15 protein-coding genes are annotated in these 20,033 nt (G+C 75.3%); 8 read left to right on the top strand and 7 right to left on the bottom strand.

Translation table 11 applies throughout. From position 1 onward, the window contains the following. From SNE206_RS05570 to SNE206_RS05540, 7 genes are all read left to right on the top strand, one after another. Nucleotides 1-4,968 (top strand): amino acid adenylation domain-containing protein (locus SNE206_RS05570; protein WP_407912220.1); only part of this gene is annotated, 4,968 nt, incomplete at its 5' end. Nucleotides 4,969-5,042: 74 nt separating this feature from the next. After that, the gene (locus tag SNE206_RS05565; protein WP_407912219.1) at nt 5,043-5,267 is read left to right on the top strand and encodes an MbtH family protein; all 225 of its coding nucleotides are present in this window, start codon (nt 5,043-5,045) and stop codon (nt 5,265-5,267) included. A gap of 110 nt (nt 5,268-5,377) precedes the next feature. Then, a complete protein-coding gene (locus SNE206_RS05560; RefSeq protein WP_407912218.1) occupies nt 5,378-7,195 on the top strand; it encodes an ABC transporter ATP-binding protein in 1,818 nt (605 codons plus the stop codon). Then, nucleotides 7,188-8,909 (top strand): ABC transporter ATP-binding protein, encoded by a 1,722-nt coding sequence (locus SNE206_RS05555; RefSeq protein WP_407912217.1) that lies wholly within the window; start codon nt 7,188-7,190, stop codon nt 8,907-8,909. Before SNE206_RS05560 ends, SNE206_RS05555 begins: the two co-directional genes overlap by 8 nt. Nucleotides 8,910-9,016: 107 nt before the next feature. Further along, nucleotides 9,017-9,847, top strand: coding sequence for a siderophore-interacting protein (locus SNE206_RS05550; RefSeq protein WP_407912216.1), 831 nt, complete (start codon nt 9,017-9,019; stop codon nt 9,845-9,847). Further along, nucleotides 9,844-10,899 carry a FecCD family ABC transporter permease gene (locus SNE206_RS05545; protein WP_407912215.1) on the top strand — a complete coding sequence of 352 codons (1,056 nt, stop codon included), beginning with the start codon at nt 9,844-9,846 and terminating at the stop codon, nt 10,897-10,899. The genes SNE206_RS05550 and SNE206_RS05545 overlap by 4 nt, the downstream gene beginning before the upstream one ends. After that, nucleotides 10,896-12,002 (top strand): FecCD family ABC transporter permease, encoded by a 1,107-nt coding sequence (locus tag SNE206_RS05540; protein ID WP_407912214.1) that lies wholly within the window; start codon nt 10,896-10,898, stop codon nt 12,000-12,002. The genes SNE206_RS05545 and SNE206_RS05540 overlap by 4 nt, the downstream gene beginning before the upstream one ends. Before the next feature lie 25 nt (nt 12,003-12,027). On the opposite strand, the gene SNE206_RS05535 is transcribed toward SNE206_RS05540, so the two are convergent. The 6 genes from SNE206_RS05535 to dhbA all read right to left on the bottom strand — a co-directional run bounded on the left by SNE206_RS05535 (nt 12,028) and on the right by dhbA (nt 17,702). After that, on the bottom strand, nt 12,028-12,510 hold the full coding sequence (locus tag SNE206_RS05535; protein WP_407912213.1) for a GNAT family N-acetyltransferase: 483 nt from the start codon (nt 12,508-12,510) through the stop codon (nt 12,028-12,030). Continuing rightward, entirely contained in the window at nt 12,507-13,325 is an 819-nt protein-coding gene (locus SNE206_RS05530) for an ABC transporter ATP-binding protein (RefSeq protein ID WP_407912212.1), read from the bottom strand. Before SNE206_RS05530 ends, SNE206_RS05535 begins: the two co-directional genes overlap by 4 nt. After that, nucleotides 13,322-13,954: an isochorismatase family protein gene (locus SNE206_RS05525; protein ID WP_407912211.1), complete on the bottom strand. Its 633-nt coding sequence runs from the start codon at nt 13,952-13,954 to the stop codon at nt 13,322-13,324. The genes SNE206_RS05530 and SNE206_RS05525 overlap by 4 nt, the downstream gene beginning before the upstream one ends. A 97-nt stretch (nt 13,955-14,051) precedes the next feature. Further along, entirely contained in the window at nt 14,052-15,647 is a 1,596-nt protein-coding gene (locus tag SNE206_RS05520) for a (2,3-dihydroxybenzoyl)adenylate synthase (RefSeq protein WP_407912210.1), read from the bottom strand. After that, nucleotides 15,644-16,849 (bottom strand): isochorismate synthase, encoded by a 1,206-nt coding sequence (locus SNE206_RS05515; RefSeq protein WP_407912209.1) that lies wholly within the window; start codon nt 16,847-16,849, stop codon nt 15,644-15,646. Before SNE206_RS05515 ends, SNE206_RS05520 begins: the two co-directional genes overlap by 4 nt. A 106-nt stretch (nt 16,850-16,955) precedes the next feature. Beyond that, nucleotides 16,956-17,702, bottom strand: a complete 747-nt coding sequence (gene dhbA, locus SNE206_RS05510; RefSeq protein WP_407912208.1) for a 2,3-dihydro-2,3-dihydroxybenzoate dehydrogenase — start codon at nt 17,700-17,702, stop codon at nt 16,956-16,958. A gap of 438 nt (nt 17,703-18,140) precedes the next feature. On the opposite strand from dhbA, the gene ddaH reads away from it, so the two are divergent. Beyond that, nucleotides 18,141-19,004, top strand: a complete 864-nt coding sequence (ddaH, locus tag SNE206_RS05505; RefSeq protein ID WP_407912207.1) for a dimethylargininase — start codon at nt 18,141-18,143, stop codon at nt 19,002-19,004. A gap of 54 nt (nt 19,005-19,058) precedes the next feature. Here the strand turns inward: ddaH and SNE206_RS05500 are convergent, their stop codons facing one another. Further along, the gene (locus SNE206_RS05500) at nt 19,059-19,937 is read right to left on the bottom strand and encodes a helix-turn-helix transcriptional regulator (RefSeq protein ID WP_407912206.1); all 879 of its coding nucleotides are present in this window, start codon (nt 19,935-19,937) and stop codon (nt 19,059-19,061) included. Nucleotides 19,938-20,033 lie beyond the last annotated feature (96 nt).

Below are 20,033 nucleotides of genomic sequence, written 5' to 3'. Positions count from 1 at the left end.
CGCGCCGCCCTCGTCCCCGACGACACCGCCCTCGTCTTCGGCACCGACACCTGGACCTACGCCCAGCTCGACGCCCGCATCAACAGACTCGCCCGCCTCTTCACCACCCACGGCGCCGGCCCCGAGAAGACCGTCGCCCTCGGCCTGCCCCGCTCCCCCGACATGGTCGCCGCCCTCTTCGCCGTCCTGCGCGCAGGCGCCGCCTACCTCCCCCTCGAACTCGACTACCCCCGCGACCGCCTCACCTTCATGGTCGAGGACACCAACCCCGTCTGCCTCGTCACCGACTCGACAGCAGCCGGACTGATGCCCGAACACCCGACCCTGCTCCTCCTCGACTCCACCGAGGTGCAGGCCGAACTCGACACCCTGCCCGACACCCCCTTCACCACGCCCTACATCCCCGACGCCCCCGCATACGTCATCTTCACCTCAGGCTCCACCGGCCGCCCCAAGGGCGTCGTCACCCCCTACCACGGCCTGACGAACATGCAGCTCAACCACCGCCAAGCCATCTTCGACCCGGTCGTCACCTCCGCCGGCAACCGCCGCCTGCGCATCGCCCACACCGTCTCCTTCTCCTTCGACATGTCCTGGGAAGAACTCCTCTGGCTCGTCGAAGGCCACGAAGTCCACGTCCTCGACGAAGCCCTCCGCCGCGACGCCCAGGCACTCTCCACCTACTGCGCAGACCACCGCATCGACGTCATCAACGTCACCCCCTCCTACGCACAGGCCCTCGTCGAACAAGGCCTCCTCGACAACGACCGCCACCGCCCCGTCCTCGTCCTCCTCGGCGGCGAAGCCGTCGCCGAAACCCTCTGGACCACCCTCCGCACCACCCCCGGCACCACCGGCTACAACCTCTACGGCCCCACCGAATACACCATCAACACCCTCGGCGGCGGCACCCTCGACAGCGACACCGCCACCGTCGGCCGCCCCATCTGGAACACCATCGCCCACGTCCTCGACCACCACCTGCGACCCGTCCCCATCGGCATCCCCGGCGAGCTCTACATCAACGGCATCGGCCTCGCCCGCGGCTACCTCGACCGACCCGCCCTCACCGCCCAACGCTTCGTCGCCGACCCCCACGGCAACCCCGGCGACCGCATGTACCGCACCGGCGACATCGTCCGACGACGCCCCGACGGCCTCCTCGACTTCCTCGGCCGCGCCGACGACCAGGTCAAAATCCGCGGCTACCGCGTCGAACCCGGCGAAATCGAAGACACCCTCACCACCCACCCCCACATCACCCACGCCGCCGTCCTCGTCCGCGAAGACACCCCCGGCACCAAACGCCTCACCGCCTACCTCGTCCCCACCGGCCACGGCGTCGACGTCGCCGACGTACGCAGCGACCTCGCCGGACGCCTCCCCGAATACATGGTGCCGTCGGCGTTCGTCGTCCTCGACGCCCTCCCGCTCACCGTCAACGGCAAGCTCGACCGCAAGGCCCTCCCCGCACCGGAGAGCACCGGCACGGGCACCGGCCGGGCCCCGCGCGACGCCCGCGAGGAGATCCTCTGCGGACTCTTCGCCGAGGTGCTCGGCCTGACCGGGGTCGGCCCCGAGCAGCACTTCTTCGACCTCGGCGGACACTCGCTGCTCGCCACCCGCCTCGTCGGCCGGGTGCGGTCCGCGCTCGGCGTGCAGCTCGCCGTACGCGACCTCTTCGAGGCGCCGACCCCCGCCGGGCTCGCCCACCGCGCCGCGGCCGGCGGCGACCCGCGCCCGGCCCTCGCCCGCCGCGAGCGGCCCGCCGAGCTGCCCCTGTCGCACGCCCAGCGCCGCATGTGGTTCCTGCAGAACCTCGACGACTCCGGTTCCGCGTACAACGTGCCGCTGGTGGTGCGGGTCTCCGGCCCGCTCGACCTCGACGCGCTGCGCGCCGCCGTCCGCTCCGTCACCGAACGGCACGAGAGCCTGCGCACGGTCTTCACCGAGCGCGACGGCGGCGTGTTCCAGCAGGTGCTGGACGCCGACGGCACCGTGCACGTGGTGGCGTCCGGCGAGGAGCGGCTCGCCGACGACGTGCAGGCCGCCGTCCGGTACGGCTTCGACCTCGCCGCGGAGCGCCCGCTGCGGGTCACCGTGCTGGAGGTCGGCCCGGCCGACCACGCCCTCGTGCTGCTCTTCCACCACATCGCCGGCGACGAGTGGTCGATGCTGCCCTTCGTCGACGACCTGACCGCCGCCTACACCGCGCACGCGGCCGGGCGGGCCCCGGCGTGGGTGCCGCTCCCCGTGCAGTACGCGGACTACACCCTCTGGCAGGAGGAGCTGCTGGGCGGCGGCGACGACCCGGAGAGCCTGCACGCCCGTCGGGTCGCCCATTGGAAGCAGGCGCTGGCCGGGCTGCCGGAGGAGCTGGCCCTGCCCACCGACCACCCGCGCACCCCGGCCGCCGGGTACCGCGGCGACACCGTGCACGCCCAGGTGCGGCCCGAGGTGTACCGCGGGCTGCGGGACGCCGCCCGCGCGACCGGCACCACCACCTTCATGGTGCTGCAGGCCGCGGTGGCGACGCTGCTGCACCGGCTCGGCGCCGGTACGGACATCCCGCTCGGCGCGCCGGTCGCGGGCCGCTCGGACACCGCGCTGGACGGGCTCGTCGGCTTCTTCGTCAACACCCTGGTGCTGCGCAACGACCTCTCCGGCGACCCGACCTTCGCCGAGCTGCTGACCCGCACCCGCGACGCCGACCTGGCCGCCTTCGCCCACCAGGACCTGCCGTTCGACCGGCTCGTCGAGGCGGTCAACCCGCCGCGCGTGCCCGGCCGCCACCCGCTGTTCCAGGTGATGCTCGGCTACCAGCACAACGACGGGGCGGCCGGCCGGCTGCTCGGCCTGGAGAGCCGGATCCTGCCGTTCGAGCTGGGTGCGGCCAAGTTCGAGCTGGACTTCAACTTCGAGGAGACGTCCTCCGCGGAGGAGATCGACATCGCCTTCGAGTACGCCGCCGACCTGTACGACCGGTCGACCGCGGAGGCGCTCGTCGAGCGGCTGCTCACCGTGCTGGCGCAGGTCGCCGCCGACCCGGCCCGCCGGATCGGCACCCTGGACGTGCTGACGGAGCGGGAGCGGGGGCTGATCCTCGGGGAGTGGGCCGACACCGCCCACGAACTCCCCGACGCCTCCGTCGCCGACCTCCTCGCCGAACGCGCCGCCCTCGTCCCCGACGACACCGCCCTCGTCTTCGGCACCGACACCTGGACCTACGCCCAGCTCGACGCCCGCATCAACAGACTCGCCCGCCTCTTCACCACCCACGGCGCCGGCCCCGAGAAGACCGTCGCCCTCGGCCTGCCCCGCTCCCCCGACATGGTCGCCGCCCTCTTCGCCGTCCTGCGCGCAGGCGCCGCCTACCTCCCCCTCGAACTCGACTACCCCCGCGACCGCCTCACCTTCATGGTCGAGGACACCAACCCCGTCTGCCTCGTCACCGACTCGACAGCAGCCGGACTGATGCCCGAACACCCGACCCTGCTCCTCCTCGACTCCACCGAGGTGCAGGCCGAACTCGACACCCTGCCCGACACCCCCTTCACCACGCCCTACATCCCCGACGCCCCCGCATACGTCATCTTCACCTCAGGCTCCACCGGCCGCCCCAAGGGCGTCGTCACCCCCTACCACGGCCTGACGAACATGCAGCTCAACCACCGCCAAGCCATCTTCGACCCGGTCGTCACCTCCGCCGGCAACCGCCGCCTGCGCATCGCCCACACCGTCTCCTTCTCCTTCGACATGTCCTGGGAAGAACTCCTCTGGCTCGTCGAAGGCCACGAAGTCCACGTCCTCGACGAAGCCCTCCGCCGCGACGCCCAGGCACTCTCCACCTACTGCGCAGACCACCGCATCGACGTCATCAACGTCACCCCCTCCTACGCACAGGCCCTCGTCGAACAAGGCCTCCTCGACAACGACCGCCACCGCCCCGTCCTCGTCCTCCTCGGCGGCGAAGCCGTCGCCGAAACCCTCTGGACCACCCTCCGCACCACCCCCGGCACCACCGGCTACAACCTCTACGGCCCCACCGAATACACCATCAACACCCTCGGCGGCGGCACCCTCGACAGCGACACCGCCACCGTCGGCCGCCCCATCTGGAACACCATCGCCCACGTCCTCGACCACCACCTGCGACCCGTCCCCATCGGCATCCCCGGCGAGCTCTACATCAACGGCATCGGCCTCGCCCGCGGCTACCTCGACCGACCCGCCCTCACCGCCCAACGCTTCGTCGCCGACCCCCACGGCAACCCCGGCGACCGCATGTACCGCACCGGCGACATCGTCCGACGACGCCCCGACGGCCTCCTCGACTTCCTCGGCCGCGCCGACGACCAGGTCAAAATCCGCGGCTACCGCGTCGAACCCGGCGAAATCGAAGACACCCTCACCACCCACCCCCACATCACCCACGCCGCCGTCCTCGTCCGCGAAGACACCCCCGGCACCAAACGCCTCACCGCCTACCTCGTCCCGGCGGAACAGCACACGGCCGACACCGCGGAGATCCGCCGCACGCTGGCGGAGCGGCTGCCGGAGTACATGGTGCCGTCGGCGTTCGTCGTCCTCGACGCCCTCCCGCTCACCGTCAACGGCAAGCTCGACCGCAAGGCCCTCCCGGCGCCCACCGCGGCCGACTTCACGGCGACGGGGCCGCGGCGCAAGCCTCGGTTCGCGACCGAGCGGGTCGTGCACGCCGCCTTCGCGGACGTGCTCGGCCTGCCCGAGGTCGGGATCGACGAGAACTTCTTCGACCTCGGCGGGCACTCGCTGCTCGCGATGGCGCTGCTCCAGCGGCTCCGCACCGAGTTCGACGGCGAGCTGTGCCTCGCCGACCTCCTGGCCAGGCCCACCGTCGCGGCGCTGACCGCGTTCCTCGTGGACCGGCTCGTGGACGGCGCTCTCGGCCGTCCCGGCGACGGCCCGGCCCCGAGCTGCTCCGGCTGACCCGCCCCTGCACTTCCGCCCCTCACCGACCACCACCGACCCACCACCGACCCACCACCGACAAGGACGACACCATGAGCACCACCAACCCCTTCGAGGACGACGACGCCCGCTACTTCGTGCTGGTCAACGCGGAGAACCAGCACTCCCTGTGGCCCGCCTTCGCCGAGGTGCCGGCCGGCTGGACCGCCGTGCACGGCGAGGACACCCGCCAGGGCTGCTCCGACTACGTGGACGCGCACTGGACGGACATGCGCCCCGCCTCCCTGATCGCGCGCTCCGAGGCCGCGACCTCCTGACGGACCCGTCGGGGGCGGTGCCGCCGCACCGCCCCCGGGATCCGGCCCCGCGGGCCGTCCCGGCCGCACCGGCCGGACGGGCCCACCGAACCGAACAGACGGACCGAAGAGTGAGCACCCATCAGACGGACCCGCCCGGATCCCCGGACGACGGCATGACCGCGGAACGGCTGGCCGGCGAGGACCTCGAACCCGGCGCGCTCTCCCCCGAGCGGCGCCGTCGGGCCCGGGCCCTGCTGCGCGGCTCGCTGCGCCCGCACCGGGCCCTCGTCGCCGCGGCGATGATCGCCGCGGCGATCCGCCAGGTGGCGCTGCTCGCCGTGCCCTGGTGCGTCGAGAAGGCCATCGACGAGGGGCTGCAGAAGCACGACCGGCACGCCCTGCTCACCTGGTGCGCGGCCACCGCGGTCACCGCCGCGGTGCAGTTCGCCGGTCTGTACGCCTGGCAGTACTGCGCCGGGTACGCGGACGCCAGGGTCGGCGCCGACCTGCGCTCCCGGCTGCTGCGGCACCTCGCGGTGCTGGACCGCGCCGCGCTGGGCTCCCGCGGCCACGGCGACCTGGCGATGCGCGCCACCCGCGACACCGACCTGGTGCGCGAGTGGGTGCACGGCCTCGCGATCTGGGTGGTGCTCGGCACGACGTTCGTCGTGGTGCTGCCCGCGCTGGCCTCGCTCGACGTCAGTCTGCTGCTGGTGGCGCTCGGCACCCTGCCGTTCCTGGTGTGGGTCAACCTGTACTTCCCGAAGCGGTTCGCGGCGGCCAGCGGCGAGCTGTCCCGGGCGCACGGCGTCCGCGCGGACGCCGTGGCCGACCTTCTGCAGGTCGGCACCGGGCTGCGCGGCACCGGCGGCCACCGTCCGCTGGTCGACCGGCACCACACGGCGAGCGCCGAGGTCACCGCCCGCACCGTGGACGCCGCCCGGATCGAGGCGAGCTGGGCGGCGATCGCCCCGTTCGTGCCGCGCCTGGCGGTGGCGGCGGGCGTCGGCATCGGCGGCCTCGCCGTGCTGGACGGCCGGCTCGGCATCGGCGGCCTGGTCGCCTTCACCTCCTGGATGGCGATCATCACGCTCGCCACCCGGGTGCTCGTCGACCGGATGCTGGAGCGCGGGCAGGCCGACGTCGCCGCCGCCCGGATCGACGAGGCGCTGTCGCTGCTGCCCGAGGTCGCGGAGCCCGCGCCCGGCACCGCCCGGCCGCTGCCCGCGACCGGCGCGCTCACCCTGACCGGCGTCCGCGCCGTCCGGGACGGCCGCACCGTGCTCGCCCCGCTCGACCTGACCGTCGCGCACGGCGAGTTCGTCGCCGTCAGCGGCGCCACCGGCGCGGGCAAGTCGACCCTGCTGCGCCTGCCCGTCCGGCTCGACGACCCGGCCACCGGCACCGTCGCCTACGGCGGCACCGACCTGCGCACCGCCGCCCTCGACGAGGTGCGCGCCCGGATCGCGTACGTCGCGCAGCGGCCGCTGCTGCTGTCCGGCACGGTCGCCGACAACCTGCGGCTGGGCCGCGACCTCGACGACGGCCTGCTGCACGAGGCCTGCCGCACCGCCGGCATCCACGACCAGCTCACCGCCATGCCGGACGGCTACGCCACCGAGCTCGGCGAGGGCGGCACCGCCCTCTCCGGCGGGCAGGTGCAGCGCCTGGCCATCGCCCGCGCGCTGCTCGGCGACCCGCAGGTGCTGCTGCTCGACGACGCCACCTCCGCGCTGGACACCGCCACCGAGCAGCTCGTGCTCGACCGGCTGCGGGCCTGGGCCGCCGACCGGACGCTCGTCTTCGCCACCCACCGCACCGCCGTGCTGGAGGCCGCCGATCGGACCGTCCGGCTTGAGCCGCCCCTCGACCGGCCGGACCGGACCGACCCTGCGAACGACTCCGGTACCCCGCAGACGACCCCCGTGGAGGTGGGCCGTGGCTGAGCAGCCGCTGCTGAACGACGAGGCCGACGAGCGGGCCGTCCTGCGCCGCGCCGCGCCGTACCTGCGCCCGCACCGCGGCCGGATGGCCGGTGCGCTCGCGGTCGGGCTCGCGGACTCGGCGGCCCTGGTGGCCGTCGCCCCGCTGATCGGCCTGGCGGTGGGGGCCGTCCGCGACGGCGACCGCGGCGGGCTCGGCCTGGCGGTCGGCCTGCTGGCCGTACTCGGCGCCGCCCAGCTGGTCTTCGCCCGGGCCGGCGAGCTGATGCTCATCCGGGCCGGCGAGGAGGTGGTGCGCGGGCTGCGGGAGCGGGCCGTCGAACACCTGGCGACGGCGCCGCTGCGGTTCCTGGAGACGCACCGCAGCGGGGAGCTGCTGCGCCGGGCCACCGGCGAGGTCGCCGAGCTGGCGGCGTTCGTGCGGCTGCACCTGCGCAACCTGGTGGCGTCGACGGCGACGCTGCTCTTCACCCTGGTGGTGCTGGGCTGGTACTCGTGGCTGCTCCTGCTGGTGCAGCTGGCGGTCTTCGTGCCGCTGACGCTGCTGGTGACGCGGTGGTTCCAGCGGGACGCCCCGTCGGCGTTCGGCGGCAAGGCGCAGGCGGAGGCGGCCGTCGCGGCGACGTTCTCGGAGACGCTGACGGCCCGTGAGGCGCTGCAGACCTCCCGCGGCCTGACCGGCTGGACGCGGCGCTTCGACCGGGAGAACGCGCACGCCGTCCGGACGGCCGCGCGGGCGCTGCGGGTGGAGAACCGCATCGACCTGGTCAGCCTGGTGGAGGGGCTGGCGCTGGTGGTGCTGCTCGTGGTGGGCGGCTGGCTGGTCACGGAGGGACGGCTGCCGCTCGCCACCGTGGTGGTGTTCGTGGTGGCGAGCCGTACGCTCTTCGACTCGTTCACCGACCTCTCGCAGCTGGTCGGCGAGGCGCAGACCGCCCGGACGGGCCTGGCCCGGCTGCTGGACCTGCTGGCGGCGACCGCGCCGGAGCAGGCCGCCGGGGCGTCCGGGGAGCCCGGGCGGCTGCCGCTCCGCGGCGACCTGCGGTGCGAGGCGGTGGAGTTCGGCTACCGCGCGGAGGGCTCCGCGCTGAGCGCCGTCACGCTGGACTTCCCCGCGGGCAGCCGTACCGGTGTGGTCGGCGAGACCGGCTCCGGCAAGACGACGCTCTCCAAGGTGCTGTGCGGTCTCTACCGGCCGGACGGCGGCACGGTGCGCTTCGCCGGCACCGACCTGCGGGAGATCCCGGAGGAGGAGCTCCGGCGCCGGGTGGTGCTGGTGCCGCAGGAGGTGCGGATGGTGTCCGGCACGGTCGCGGACAACCTGGCGCTGGTGCAGGGCGCACCGGACCGGGAGCGGATCGAGCGGACGGTCGGGCAGCTCGGCCTGCGGGAGTGGATCGCCGACCTGCCGGCCGGGCTGGACACCGAGGTCGGCCGGCACGGCGGACGGCTGTCCGCGGGCGAGCGGCAGATCCTGGGCGTCGTCCGGGCGGTGCTGGCCGATCCGGCGGTGCTGGTGCTGGACGAGGCCACCGCGGACATCGACCCGGTGACGGCGGGCCGGCTGGAGCACGCCCTGGACGAACTGCGGGCGGACTGCACGCTCGTGGTGATCGCGCACCGGCCGGCGACCATCGCCCGGCTGCCGCGGGTGGTCCGGCTGGACGGCGGACGGCTGGTGGGTGCCGGCACGCCTGGTGCGGACCTGCGAGGTTAGGCTAACCTAATAATCAGCGTGTGCCCGGGTGCCGTCGGTCCGTCAGCGGACCGACGGCACCTGCACATCCGCACCCGGCGCCACCACTCACCGGATCGAGGCGAACGATGACCACCGAGACCGCCCCACCCCGCATGCGCATCGTCCGCCACCCCCTCAGGTACCGCCTGCTGGAGGTGAAGCGGGTCCACCGGATCACCCCGGGCACCGTCCGCGTGACGTTCGGCGGCGAGTCGCTGGAGGACTTCCGCGAGCAGGCGCCGACCGACCACGTGAAGGTGTGCTTCGCCCACCCCGGCGACACGCTCCCCGTCGAGCCGGTGGTCGTGGACGACACCTGGATGGACGCCCCGGTCGAACCGGTCACCCGCGACTACACCGTCCGCCACTACCGGCGCGACGCCCGCGAACTGGACATCGACATGGTGCTGCACGGCACCGGGGTCGGCTCCTCGTGGGCGGCCGCCGCCGCACCCGGCATGCAGCTCGGCATCCTCGGGCCGCGCGGCTCGGAGGAGGTGCCCTTCGTCCACGACTGGTACCTGCTCGCCGCCGAGGAGACCGCACTGCCCGCCCTCGGCCGCTGGCTGGAGATGCTGCCCGCCGGCGTGCGGGTCGTCGCCTTCGCCGAGGTGCCCGGCCCCGCCGACGAGCAGCACTTCGAGACGGCCACCGACCTCACCCTCACCTGGCTGCACCGCGGCGACGCCGCCCCCGGCAGCACCGACCTGCTGGAGCGCGCCGTCCGCGCCGCCGAGCTGCCCGGCGGCACCGGCTTCGCCTGGGTCGCCGGCGAGGCGAACTCCCTCCGGCCGATCCGCCGCCACCTGCGCAACGAGCGCGGCCTCGGCAAGGACCAGGTCGACGTCGACGGGTACTGGAAGCGCGGCGTGGTCAACCACGACCACCACGAGGACGAGCACACCCCCCACGCATGAGCACCGCCGTCCTCGACAAGCACCCCGCCGCCGGCACCGCCGCCCGGCCCGCCCGCACCGGGCGCAAGGTCGCCTGGCTGCTGGGCTCCCTCGCCCTGCTGGCCGTCCTCGCGGTGGCCGGCGTCGCGATCGGCTCCCGGTACATCCCGCCGGCCCAGGTGCTGCACGTCCTGCTGCACCGGGAGCCGGCGTCCGACGACTGGATCGTCGTCCACCACGCCCGCATCCCCCGCACCCTGCTCGCCATCGCCGTGGGCGCCGCGCTCGGCCTCTCCGGCGCGCTGATGCAGGCGATGACCCGCAACCCGCTCGCCGACCCGGGCCTGCTCGGGGTCAACGGCGGGGCGGCGGCCGCGGTCGCCTGCGCGACCGCCCTGTTCGACCTGCGCGGCTTCCACGCGTTCGTGTGGTTCGCGCTCGCCGGGGCGGCGGCCGCGGCCGTCGTGGTGCACGTGCTCGGATCCGCGGGGCGGGCCGCGGCGACACCCGTCCGGCTGGCCCTCGCCGGGACGGCCGTGACCGCGGTGCTGACCGCCGTCGTCAACGGCCTCGTGCTGCTCGACCCGCTCACCCTGAACCGGTTCCGCTACTGGCAGGTCGGCACCCTCGCCGGTGTCGACTCCGCGGTGCTCGGCCAGGTGCTGCCCTTCCTCGCGGCCGGCGGCGTGCTCGCCCTGGCCCTCGCCCGGCCGCTGAACGCGCTGGCGCTCGGCGACGACGCCGGGCAGGCCCTCGGCGCCGGCCCCGCCCGCACCCGGGTGCTCGCGATGGTCGCCGTCACCCTGCTGTGCGGTGCCGCCACCGCCGCGGTCGGCCCGATCGCCTTCGTCGGCCTCGCCGTGCCGCACGTCGCCCGGTACGTCTGCGGGCCCGACCAGCGCTGGGTGCTGCTGCTCTCCGCGGTGCTCGCCCCGGTGCTGCTGCTGGCCTCGGACATCGTGGGCCGGCTCGCCCTGCACCCGGCCGAGCTCCAGGTCGGTGTGGTCACCGCCTTCGCGGGTGCCCCGCTCTTCATCGCCCTGGTCCGAGGCCGGAGGATCGCCAACCTGTGAACAGCACCGACGTGCACCCGACCGGTACGACCGCGCAGCCCGCCGCGGCCGCACCGCCCGGGCCCGTGCCGCTCGCCGCCGTCCGGCTGCCCCGCGGGTACTCGCTGCGGCTGCACCCGCGGGCCGCGACCGTCTGCCTGCTGGTCCTGGCCGCCCTGGCCGGCGTCTCGGTGTGGACGCTCACGCTCGGCGACTTCCCCATGCCGGCCTCGACCGTCGTCGACGTGCTCACCGGCGGCGGCACCCGCGGCGAGCACTACATCGTCATGGAGCTCCGGATGCCCCGGCTGCTGACCGCCCTGCTGGTGGGCGCGTCGCTGGGCCTCGCCGGGGCGCTCTTCCAGGCCGTCGCCCGCAACCCGCTGGGCAGCCCGGACGTCATCGGCTTCACCGTCGGCTCGGCGACCGGCGCCCTCACCGTGATCCTGCTGATCGGCGGCAGCGCGGCGGCGGTCGCGGGCGGCGCCGTGGCCGGCGGCCTCGCCACCTCCGTGCTCGTCCATCTGCTGTCCCGGCGCGGCGGCACCCAGGGGTACCGCCTGGTGCTGGTCGGCATCGGCGTCAGCTCGCTGCTCTCCTCGCTGAACGCCTACCTGATCGCCCGGGCGTCGTTCGGCGACGCGCAGAGCGCCGCCGTGTGGCTCACCGGCAGCCTCAACGCGCGCGGCTGGGAGCACGTCGTGCCGATGGCCGCGGCGCTCGCCGTCCTGCTGCCCGCCGCGCTGCTGCTCGGCCGCCCGCTGCGGATGCTGGAGATGGGCGACGACGCCGCCTGCTCGCTCGGGGTGCGGGCCGAGCCGGTGCGCATCGGCCTGGTGCTGGTCGGCGTCGCGCTGACCGCCGCCGCGACCGCGGCCTCCGGACCGATCCCGTTCGTGGCGCTCGTCGCGCCGCAGGCCGTGCGGCGGCTCACCCGGGCCACCGGGCCGAACCTCCTGGGCTCGGCCCTGCTCGGGGCCGTCCTGCTCGCCGCCTCCGACATCGCCGCGCAGCGCCTCCTCGCCCCCACCCAGCTGCCGGTCGGGGTGTTCACCGGCGTGGTCGGCGGCGGCTACCTGATCTGGCTGATCGCCGGCCGGTGGCGCGGCCGGGCCGGGCTGTAGCGGCAGGCGCCCGGCCCGGCACCGGTCAGGGCGCCGGGGCCTCCCACCGGTGCACGCGGGAGCCGCGGGCCGGGTCCAGCGCGGCCGCCCACGACGCCGGGGCCAGGGCGGGCGGCACCGGCCGGAAGCCGTACCGGTGGAACAGCCGGCCGTCGCCGGTGGTGGCGGTGAACACCTCGCGGACGCCCTGCCGGGCCGCCTCGTCGAGGACGCCCTCCACCAGGCTGCGGCCGAGCCCCGCCCCCTGCCGACCAGCCCGCACGCACAGGTTGTAGAGCACCCCCGCCGCTGGGTGCACCGGGTCGGGCGGCAGCGGGCGCAGCGCGGCGCAGCCGTCCGGGCCGAGCACGCCCGGCACCACCAGGTACCACCCGATGGCCGCCCGGTAGTCGGCGATCGTCCGGCGGCGCAGCGCGCCGCCGCGCATGAACGGCTCGGAGAGCCGGTACAGCGCGTCGGCGTCGGCCTCGGTGGCGCGCCGGACGGACGGGCGGACGGCCAGCGTCACCGGCGGACGGCGGCGTGCTTCGGCGCCATCGGCACGACCAGCGGGGTGCCGGTCTGCGGGTCCTCGATGACCTGGCACGGCAGGTCGAAGACCCGCTCGACGAGCTCGGCGGTGACGATCTCGGAGGGCGGGCCCTCGGCGACGACCGCGCCGTCGCGCATGGCGATCAGGTGGGTGGCGTACCGGGCGGCCTGGTTGAGGTCGTGCAGCACCGCGACGAGGGTGCGGCCCTGCTCCTGGTGGAGCCGGGCGCACAGGTCGAGCACCTCGATCTGGTGCGCGATGTCGAGGAAGGTCGTGGGCTCGTCGAGCAGCAGCAGGGAGGTCTGCTGGGCGATCGCCATGGCGAGCCAGACGCGCTGGCGCTGGCCGCCGGAGAGCTCGTCGACGTACCGGTCGGCGAGTGCGGCGACGTCGGTGGCGGCCATCGACTCGGCGACCACCCGCTCGTCCTCGCGCGACCACTGGCGGAACAGGCCCTGGTGCGGGTAGCGGCCGCGGGCGACGAGGTCGGCGACGGTGATGCCGTCCGGCGCGGTGGAGCTCTGCGGGAGCAGGCCGAGGCGGCGGGCCAGCTCCTTGGAGGGCAGGCCGCCGATCTGCTCGCCGTCCAGCAGCACCCGGCCGGCGGACGGCTTCAGCAGCCGGGCGAAGGCGCGGAGCAGGGTCGACTTGCCGCAGGCGTTCGGCCCGACGATCACGGTGAACGAGCCGTCCGGCACGGCCACCGACAGGTCGGTGGCGATGGCCCGCTCGCCGTAGCGGAGGCTGACGTCGTCGGCGACCAGTCGGCCGGCGGTGGGTGCGGTGCTCACTTGCCCTCCAGGAGCTGCTCGGTGCCGACGACGACGGCGCACTTCTCGGCGGCCCACCGTAGCGCCTCGTGGTGGCGCTGCTCGTCGAAGTCCGCCACCGCATCGGCCACCACGAAGGCCTCGATGTCGCGCATCCACGCGTCGCAGGCGGTCATGAGGACGCCGATGTGCGCGTACACGCCGACGATCACCAGCTGGTCGCGGCCGGCCGCGGCGAGCTGCTCGGCGAGGTCGGTGCGGACGAACGCGCTGTACTTCCACTTGGTCAGCAGGGTGTCGCCCTCGACCGGGGCGACGATGTCCGGCACGGCCTGCGCGTGCGCGTCGGCCGGCAGGCCGGGCCCCCAGAAGTCCTGCTGGAGGCCGCGCTCCGCGGGGGTCTGGCCGCCGCGCTGGTGCGAGTAGACGACGGGCATGCCGAGGCCGCGGGCCCACTGCAGCAGCCGGGCGGTGTTGGCCAGGGCGGGGGCCAGCGGCGGGGCGTCGGGGGTGAACGCCGCGAGGAAGTGGTTCTGCAGGTCGTGCGCGAGCAGTACGGCGCGGTCGGGGTCGACCCGCCACGGCACCTTCGGCCCGGGGATCGCGTCGGGTCCGGGCAGCGGGTAGGGGGAGATGCGGGGCAGTGCCATGGGGTTCGTCTCTCGGTGCTCCGGGCGGTGCCGGGGGGCGTGCGGGGGCGGGTCGGGGTGCTGGTGGGGGGCGGGCCGGGGCCGGGCCGGGCGGGCGCTAGTCGGCGACCGCCCGGAGGTCCTTCTTGCTGACCTTGCCGATGCCGGTCTGCGGGAAGGCGGTGACGAACTCGACCCGGTCCGGCACCTTGTAGTCGGCGAGGCCGGCGGCCCGGACGAACGCCTTCAGCTGCACCGGCCGCGGCCGTTCGGCGCCGGGCCGGAGGATGACGTACGCGCAGCTGCGCTCGCCGAGGTAGTCGTCGGGGGTGGCGACCACGGCGACGTCGTGCACGGCGGGGTGCGCGAGCAGCACGTTCTCGACCTCCTCCGCGGCGACCTTCTCCCCGCCGCGGTTGATCTGGTCCTTGGCGCGGCCCTCGACGACGAGGTGGCCGGTCGGGGTGCGGCGGACGATGTCGCCGGTGCGGTAGAAGCCGTCGGCGGTGAACGCGCGGGCGTTGTGCTCGGGGGCGTTCCAGTAGCCGCGGATGGTGTACGGGCCGCGGGTGAGGAGGTGGCCGGTGCCGCCGTCGGGCACGTCGAGGTCCTCGTCGTCGACGATCCTGACCTCGTCGTCGGGCGAGATCGGGCGGCCCTGGGTGGTGAGCACGGTCGGCTCCGGGTCGTCGGGGCGGGTGTAGTTGACCAGTCCCTCCGCCATGCCGAAGACCTGCTGGAGGCGGCAGCCGAGGGCCGGGCCGAGCCGGCGGGCCGCCTCCTCGCTGAGCTTGGCGCCGCCGACCTGCAGCAGCCGCAGGCTGGAGAGGTCGGCGCCGAGGCCCGGTGCCGCGTCGGCCCAGGCGAGCGCCAGCGGCGGCACGAGGCCGGTCAGGGTCACCCGCTCGCGTTCGATCAGCGGCAGGGCGGTGCCCGGGCTCGGGTCGGGCGCGAGCACGACCCGGCCGCCCGCCCAGAACGTGCCGAGCGTGCCGGGCGAGCTGAGCGGGAAGTTGTGGGCGGCGGGCAGGGCGCACAGGTAGACGGAGTCCGGGCCGAGTCCGCAGATCCGGGCCGACTCGCGGACGCTGTACAGGTAGTCGTCGTGGGTGCGCGGGATCAGCTTCGGCAGGCCGGTGGAGCCGCCGGAGAGCTGGAGGAAGGCCAGGTCGGACGCGGCGGGCGGCTCCGGCACGGGCGCACCGGCCCCGGCGGCGCGCAGCGCGTCGACCGGCGTCCACGGGCCGGCGTCGCCGACCACCACGACCTCCCCGAGGCCGGGGACTTCCGCCAGCACCTCGGCGGCCAGCGCGCGGTGGTCGAACCCGGCGTGCCGGTCCGGGACGAACAGGGCGCGGGCGCCGGCGAACCCGCAGAAGTACGAGAGCTCGGCGCGGCGGTGCGCGGGCAGCGCCATGACGGGGACGACGCCGGCCCGCAGGGCGCCGAAGAACACCTCGAAGAACTCCGCGGTGTTGGGCAGCTGGAGGACGATCCGGTCGCCGCGGCGGATCCCGCGCGCGTGCAGGCCCGCGGCCAGCGTGTCGGCCCGGCGGTCGAGTTCGGCGTAGCTCCAGTGGCGGTCGCCGTCGGTGACGGCGACCCGGTCGGGGTGCGCCGCGGCGTGCCGGCGGACCATCGCGTCGAGCGGCTCGCCGGTCCAGTACCCGGCGGCCCGGTAGCGGTCGGCGAACTCGTCCGGCCAGTAGGTCACTTGCCCTCCTCCAGGCCGACGGCGTGCAGGAACGTCCGGAACTTCGCCGCGGTCTCGGCGAGTTCGTCGTCGGGCCGCGAGTCGGCGACCACGCCGGCCCCCGCGAAGAGCCGCAGCCGGTCGCCCTCGACCTCGGCGCAGCGCAGGGTGACGACCCACTCGCCGTCACCGGCCGCGTCGCCCCAGCCGACCACGCCGGTGTACAGGCCGCGGTCGAACGGCTCCAGGCCGCCGATGAGTTCACGTGCGGCAGAGGTCGGCGTGCCGCACACCGCCGGGGTGGGGTGCAGGGCGAGCGCCAGGTCGAGCGCGGAGACCGCCGGGTCCGCGAGGGTGCCGGTGACGGTGGTGGAGAGGTGCCACATCGCCGCGGTGCGGATCAGCTCCGGGCCCTCGGGCACGTGGAGTTCGGCGCAGAACGGCGCGAGCGAGCGGCGTACGGCGTCGACGACGAAGGCGTGCTCGGCGCGGTCCTTCGGCGACTCCAGCAGGGCGGCGCCCCGGGCGGCGTCCTCCGCCGGGTCTGCGCTGCGGGCGGCGGAGCCGGCCAGCGGGTTGGACACCACGGCGCGGCCGCGGCGGGAGACCAGGAGTTCGGGGCTGGCGCCGACCAGGGTGGCCGCACCGCCGGCCGGCACCGCGAAGGTGTAGCCGTGCGGGTCGCGGTGGATCAGCCGGTGCAGCATCGCGCGGAGGTCGGCGCCGCCGGGCGAGGTCAGCTGCAGGGTGCGGGCCAGCACCACCTTGCGCAGTTCCGGGTCGCGGCCCATCAGCCGGACGGCCTCGGCCACGGCGGCCCGGTAGAGCACGGGTGCGGGCTGCGGCTGCTGGCGCCACGCGGGCGCGGCCGCCGCGGGCGGGGGGAGCTGCAGCAGCGGGTCGTCCGCCGCGGGCGGGGCCCAGCGGACCGCGGCGGGCACGAAGAGCTCCGCCGGGCGGTCCGGGGCGAACGGGATCGCCCCGACGACCAGCGGCCGCGCCGGGCGGCCGGCGGCCCCGTGCGGGTCACGGCCGGAGGCCTCGCGCAGCACCCGGGCGACGTCCGCCGGGTCGGGCACGGCCTGCCGGACGCCCTCGGCCAGCAGGGTGCCGGTCGGACCGGCGAAGAGCGCGGCGGCCGGGCCCGCCCGGTAGCCGGCCACCAGGTCGCCCGCGGAGGGCTGCGGCACTATCGCGTCACGGGCTTCGAAGGCCGTGGTCATGATGCTCCGTTCGGAAGGTTGGTGGGGCACCGGTGGCGGCTCGGCCCCGGCGGGGCCCGCACCCGGGGCCGGGCGGTGGCCGGCCGGGGAGGCGGGCGGCCCGGCGTCAGGCACGGAGGGTGGCGCCGCCGTCCACGTAGAGGTCGTGCATGGTGATGTGCCGGGCGCGGTCGCTCACCAGGAAGGCGACGGCCTCGGCCACGTCCTCCGGGTCGGCGATCCGGCCGAGCGGTATGCCGACCCGGTAGGTGGCCGGGTCGCCGTCGAGGACGCGCTGCTCGGCGGTGTCGTCGGCCCAGAGGGACCGCTGCATGTCGGTGTGCGTGGAGCCCGGGGAGACCAGGTTGCAGCGCACGCCGTCACGGGCGAGTTCGAGGCCGAGGCAGCGGGTGAACATCGTGGCGGCCGCCTTCGACGCGGCGTACGCGGCCATGCCGGTGCGGGGCACGCCCGCCGCGTTGGAGCCGACCGTGACGACGGCGCCGCGCCCGCGGGCGGCCATCCGGCGGCCGACCGCGCGGCTGGTGTGCATGACGCCGGTGGTGTTGACGGCGAAGGTCCGCGCCCAGTCGTCGTCGGTGATGTCGAGGACGGCGGCCGGGCGGAGGATTCCCGCGACGTTCACCAGGATGTCGATCGGACCGGTCTCGCGCTCGGTGCGTTCCGCGAGATCCTCGACGGCGGCGGCGTCGGTGACGTCGAGCAGGGTGACACCCGGGTGCGGGACGTGCCGGTCGGCGGCCACGACCACGGCGCCGCGGGCGGCGAGCGTCGCCGCCACGGCCGCACCGATGCCCTGGGCCGCGCCGGTGACCAGGGCGACGCGCCCTTCGAGTTCGGTGTCGGCGCTCATGCCGGCACCACCGTGCGGAACGCTTCGGATCCGGCCCCGGGTCCGGTGGCGGGGGCCGTCTGACGACGTGTGGGAGGCGGCAACGAGCCCTCCGGAGTGAGTCGGAGCAGGAGGAGCCGGGGCCGGCGCCGCAGCTTCATGGTTAGGTTAGCCTAACCGTATGATGGGGCGCTGCCGAGGGGGTGGACACACCCCGGCCGACCCGTGCCGACCCGCACCCGTCCCGCCCGCACGACCCGGCGCCACCCGCACCACCGGCGCGCCCCGCACCACGCCCGCCGCAGCACCACCGCTCCGCCGTACCGCAGCACCACCGCTCCGCCGTACCGCAGCCCCCGCCCGCCGCCGGATCCGGCGGCCGGCGGCCCGGCCCGCGCGCTCCGCAGCCGAGCGCGGCGCAGTGATCCTGTGCCGCCGCCCACCCACCTGGAGACCTGCATGCCCTCGACCGACGACATCCCCGCCCGCCGCCCGGCCGTGCCCGCCGCACCCCGCCGGACGGCCCGCCCGCGCCGCTTCCTCATGTGCCCGCCGCAGCACTTCGACGTCCGCTACTCGATCAACCCGTGGATGGACCCGGCCAAGCCGGTCGACACCCGGCTGGCCGAGGCGCAGTGGTCCGGCCTGAAGCGGCTCTACGAGGAGTTGGGGCACACGGTCGAGGTGATCGCACCGGTCCCGGGCCTGCCTGACATGGTGTTCGCCGCCAACGGCGCCACCGTCGTCGACGGCAGGGTGCTCGGCGCGCGGTTCCGGCACGTCGAGCGGACGGCCGAGGGGCCCGCCTACCTCTCCTGGTTCACCGGGCACGGGTACACCGACGTCCACCGGCCCGAGCACATCAACGAGGGCGAGGGCGACTACCTGCTGGCCGGCCGCACGCTGCTCGCCGGCACCGGCTTCCGTACGGACCCGCGCTCGCACGCCGAGGCCCAGGAGTTCTTCGGGCTCCCGGTGGTCGGGCTCACCCTGGTCGACCCGGAGTTCTACCACCTGGACACCGCGCTGGCCGTGCTCTCCGACGACGAGGTCATGTACTACCCGGAGGCGTTCAGCCCCGGCAGCCGCGCGGTGCTGCGCGAGCTCTACCCGGACGCGATCCTCGCCACCGCCGAGGACGCGGCCGTCTTCGGCCTCAACGCGCTCTCCGACGGCCGGCACGTGCTGCTGCCCGACGCCGCCGTGCACCTCGGGAAGCGGCTGCGCGAGCGCGGCTTCGAGCCGATCGGCGTCGACCTGACCGAGCTCCTCAAGGCCGGCGGCAGCGTCAAGTGCTGCACGCTGGAACTGCGCCCGCGCTGACGCCGAGCCCGCGGCTGCACCCGGGCACCGCCCGGGTGCGGCCCCGGCGCCGTCTCAGACCTGCCTCAGCCCGCCGGACCGGTCGGCGGCGGCCGGGGCCGCCCAGGCGAGCAGCATCCGCAGCGCGTCGTACGAGGGGGTGCCGGGCGCGGCGGCGTACGTGATCAGGGCCTGGGAGGGGTCGTCCGCGGCCCTCAGGGTCTCGTAGGTGAGGTCCAGGTCGCCGACGACGGGGTGGTGGAACCGCTTGGTGCCGGAGGTCTTGTCCTGGACGGGGTGGGCGGCCCACCACCGCCGGAAGTCCTCGCTCCGCAGGGAGAGTTCACCGATCAGGGCGGCGAGCACCGGGTCGTCGGGGTACCGGCCGGCCTCCATGCGCAGGTAGGCGACGTTCTCACGGGCGCAGGCGGTCCAGTCCGCGTAGAGCTCCCGCGAGGCCGGGTCGAGGAAGGTGACGCGGGCGATGTTGCGCTCGGCCGGGGGTCTGGCGGCGTAGTCGCCGAGCAGGGCGCAGGCCGCGGCGTTCCACGCGAGGACGTCCATGCCCCGGCCCATCACCACCGCCGGGACGTCCCGCAGTTCCTCCAGCAGGAGGCGGAGCATGGGGCGCACCTGCTGCTCGGCCCCGGGCCGGGGGGTGCGGCGCGCCGCCGGGCGGGGCTGGGCGAGGCGGTGCAGGTGCCGGGTCTCGTCCCGGTCGAGGCGCAGGGCCCGGGCGAGGGCGTCGAGGACGGCCGGCGACGGGCTGGACGCCCGGCCCTGCTCGATCCGGGTGTAGTAGTCGACACTGACGCCGGCGAGCCGGGATATCTCCTCGCGGCGCAGTCCGGCGACCCGGCGCCGGCCGCCGTGGTCCGGCAGGGCGACGTCCTCGGGGCGCAGACGGGAACGGCGGGTCTTCAGGAACCCGCCCAGGTCGATCGTCGGACTCATGCACCGATTGTGCCCCGGCCGGCCGGTGGTGTGCCTGGCCCTGGCAGGACCAGGAACGCCTGTGTGCGGTCCGGCAGTCGGGACTCACGCCTGCCG

The sequence above is a fragment of the Kitasatospora sp. NE20-6 genome (assembly GCF_045862635.1).
Note: the sequence above shows the minus strand (reverse complement) of the source record. Positions and strands in the feature narration are given on the sequence as shown.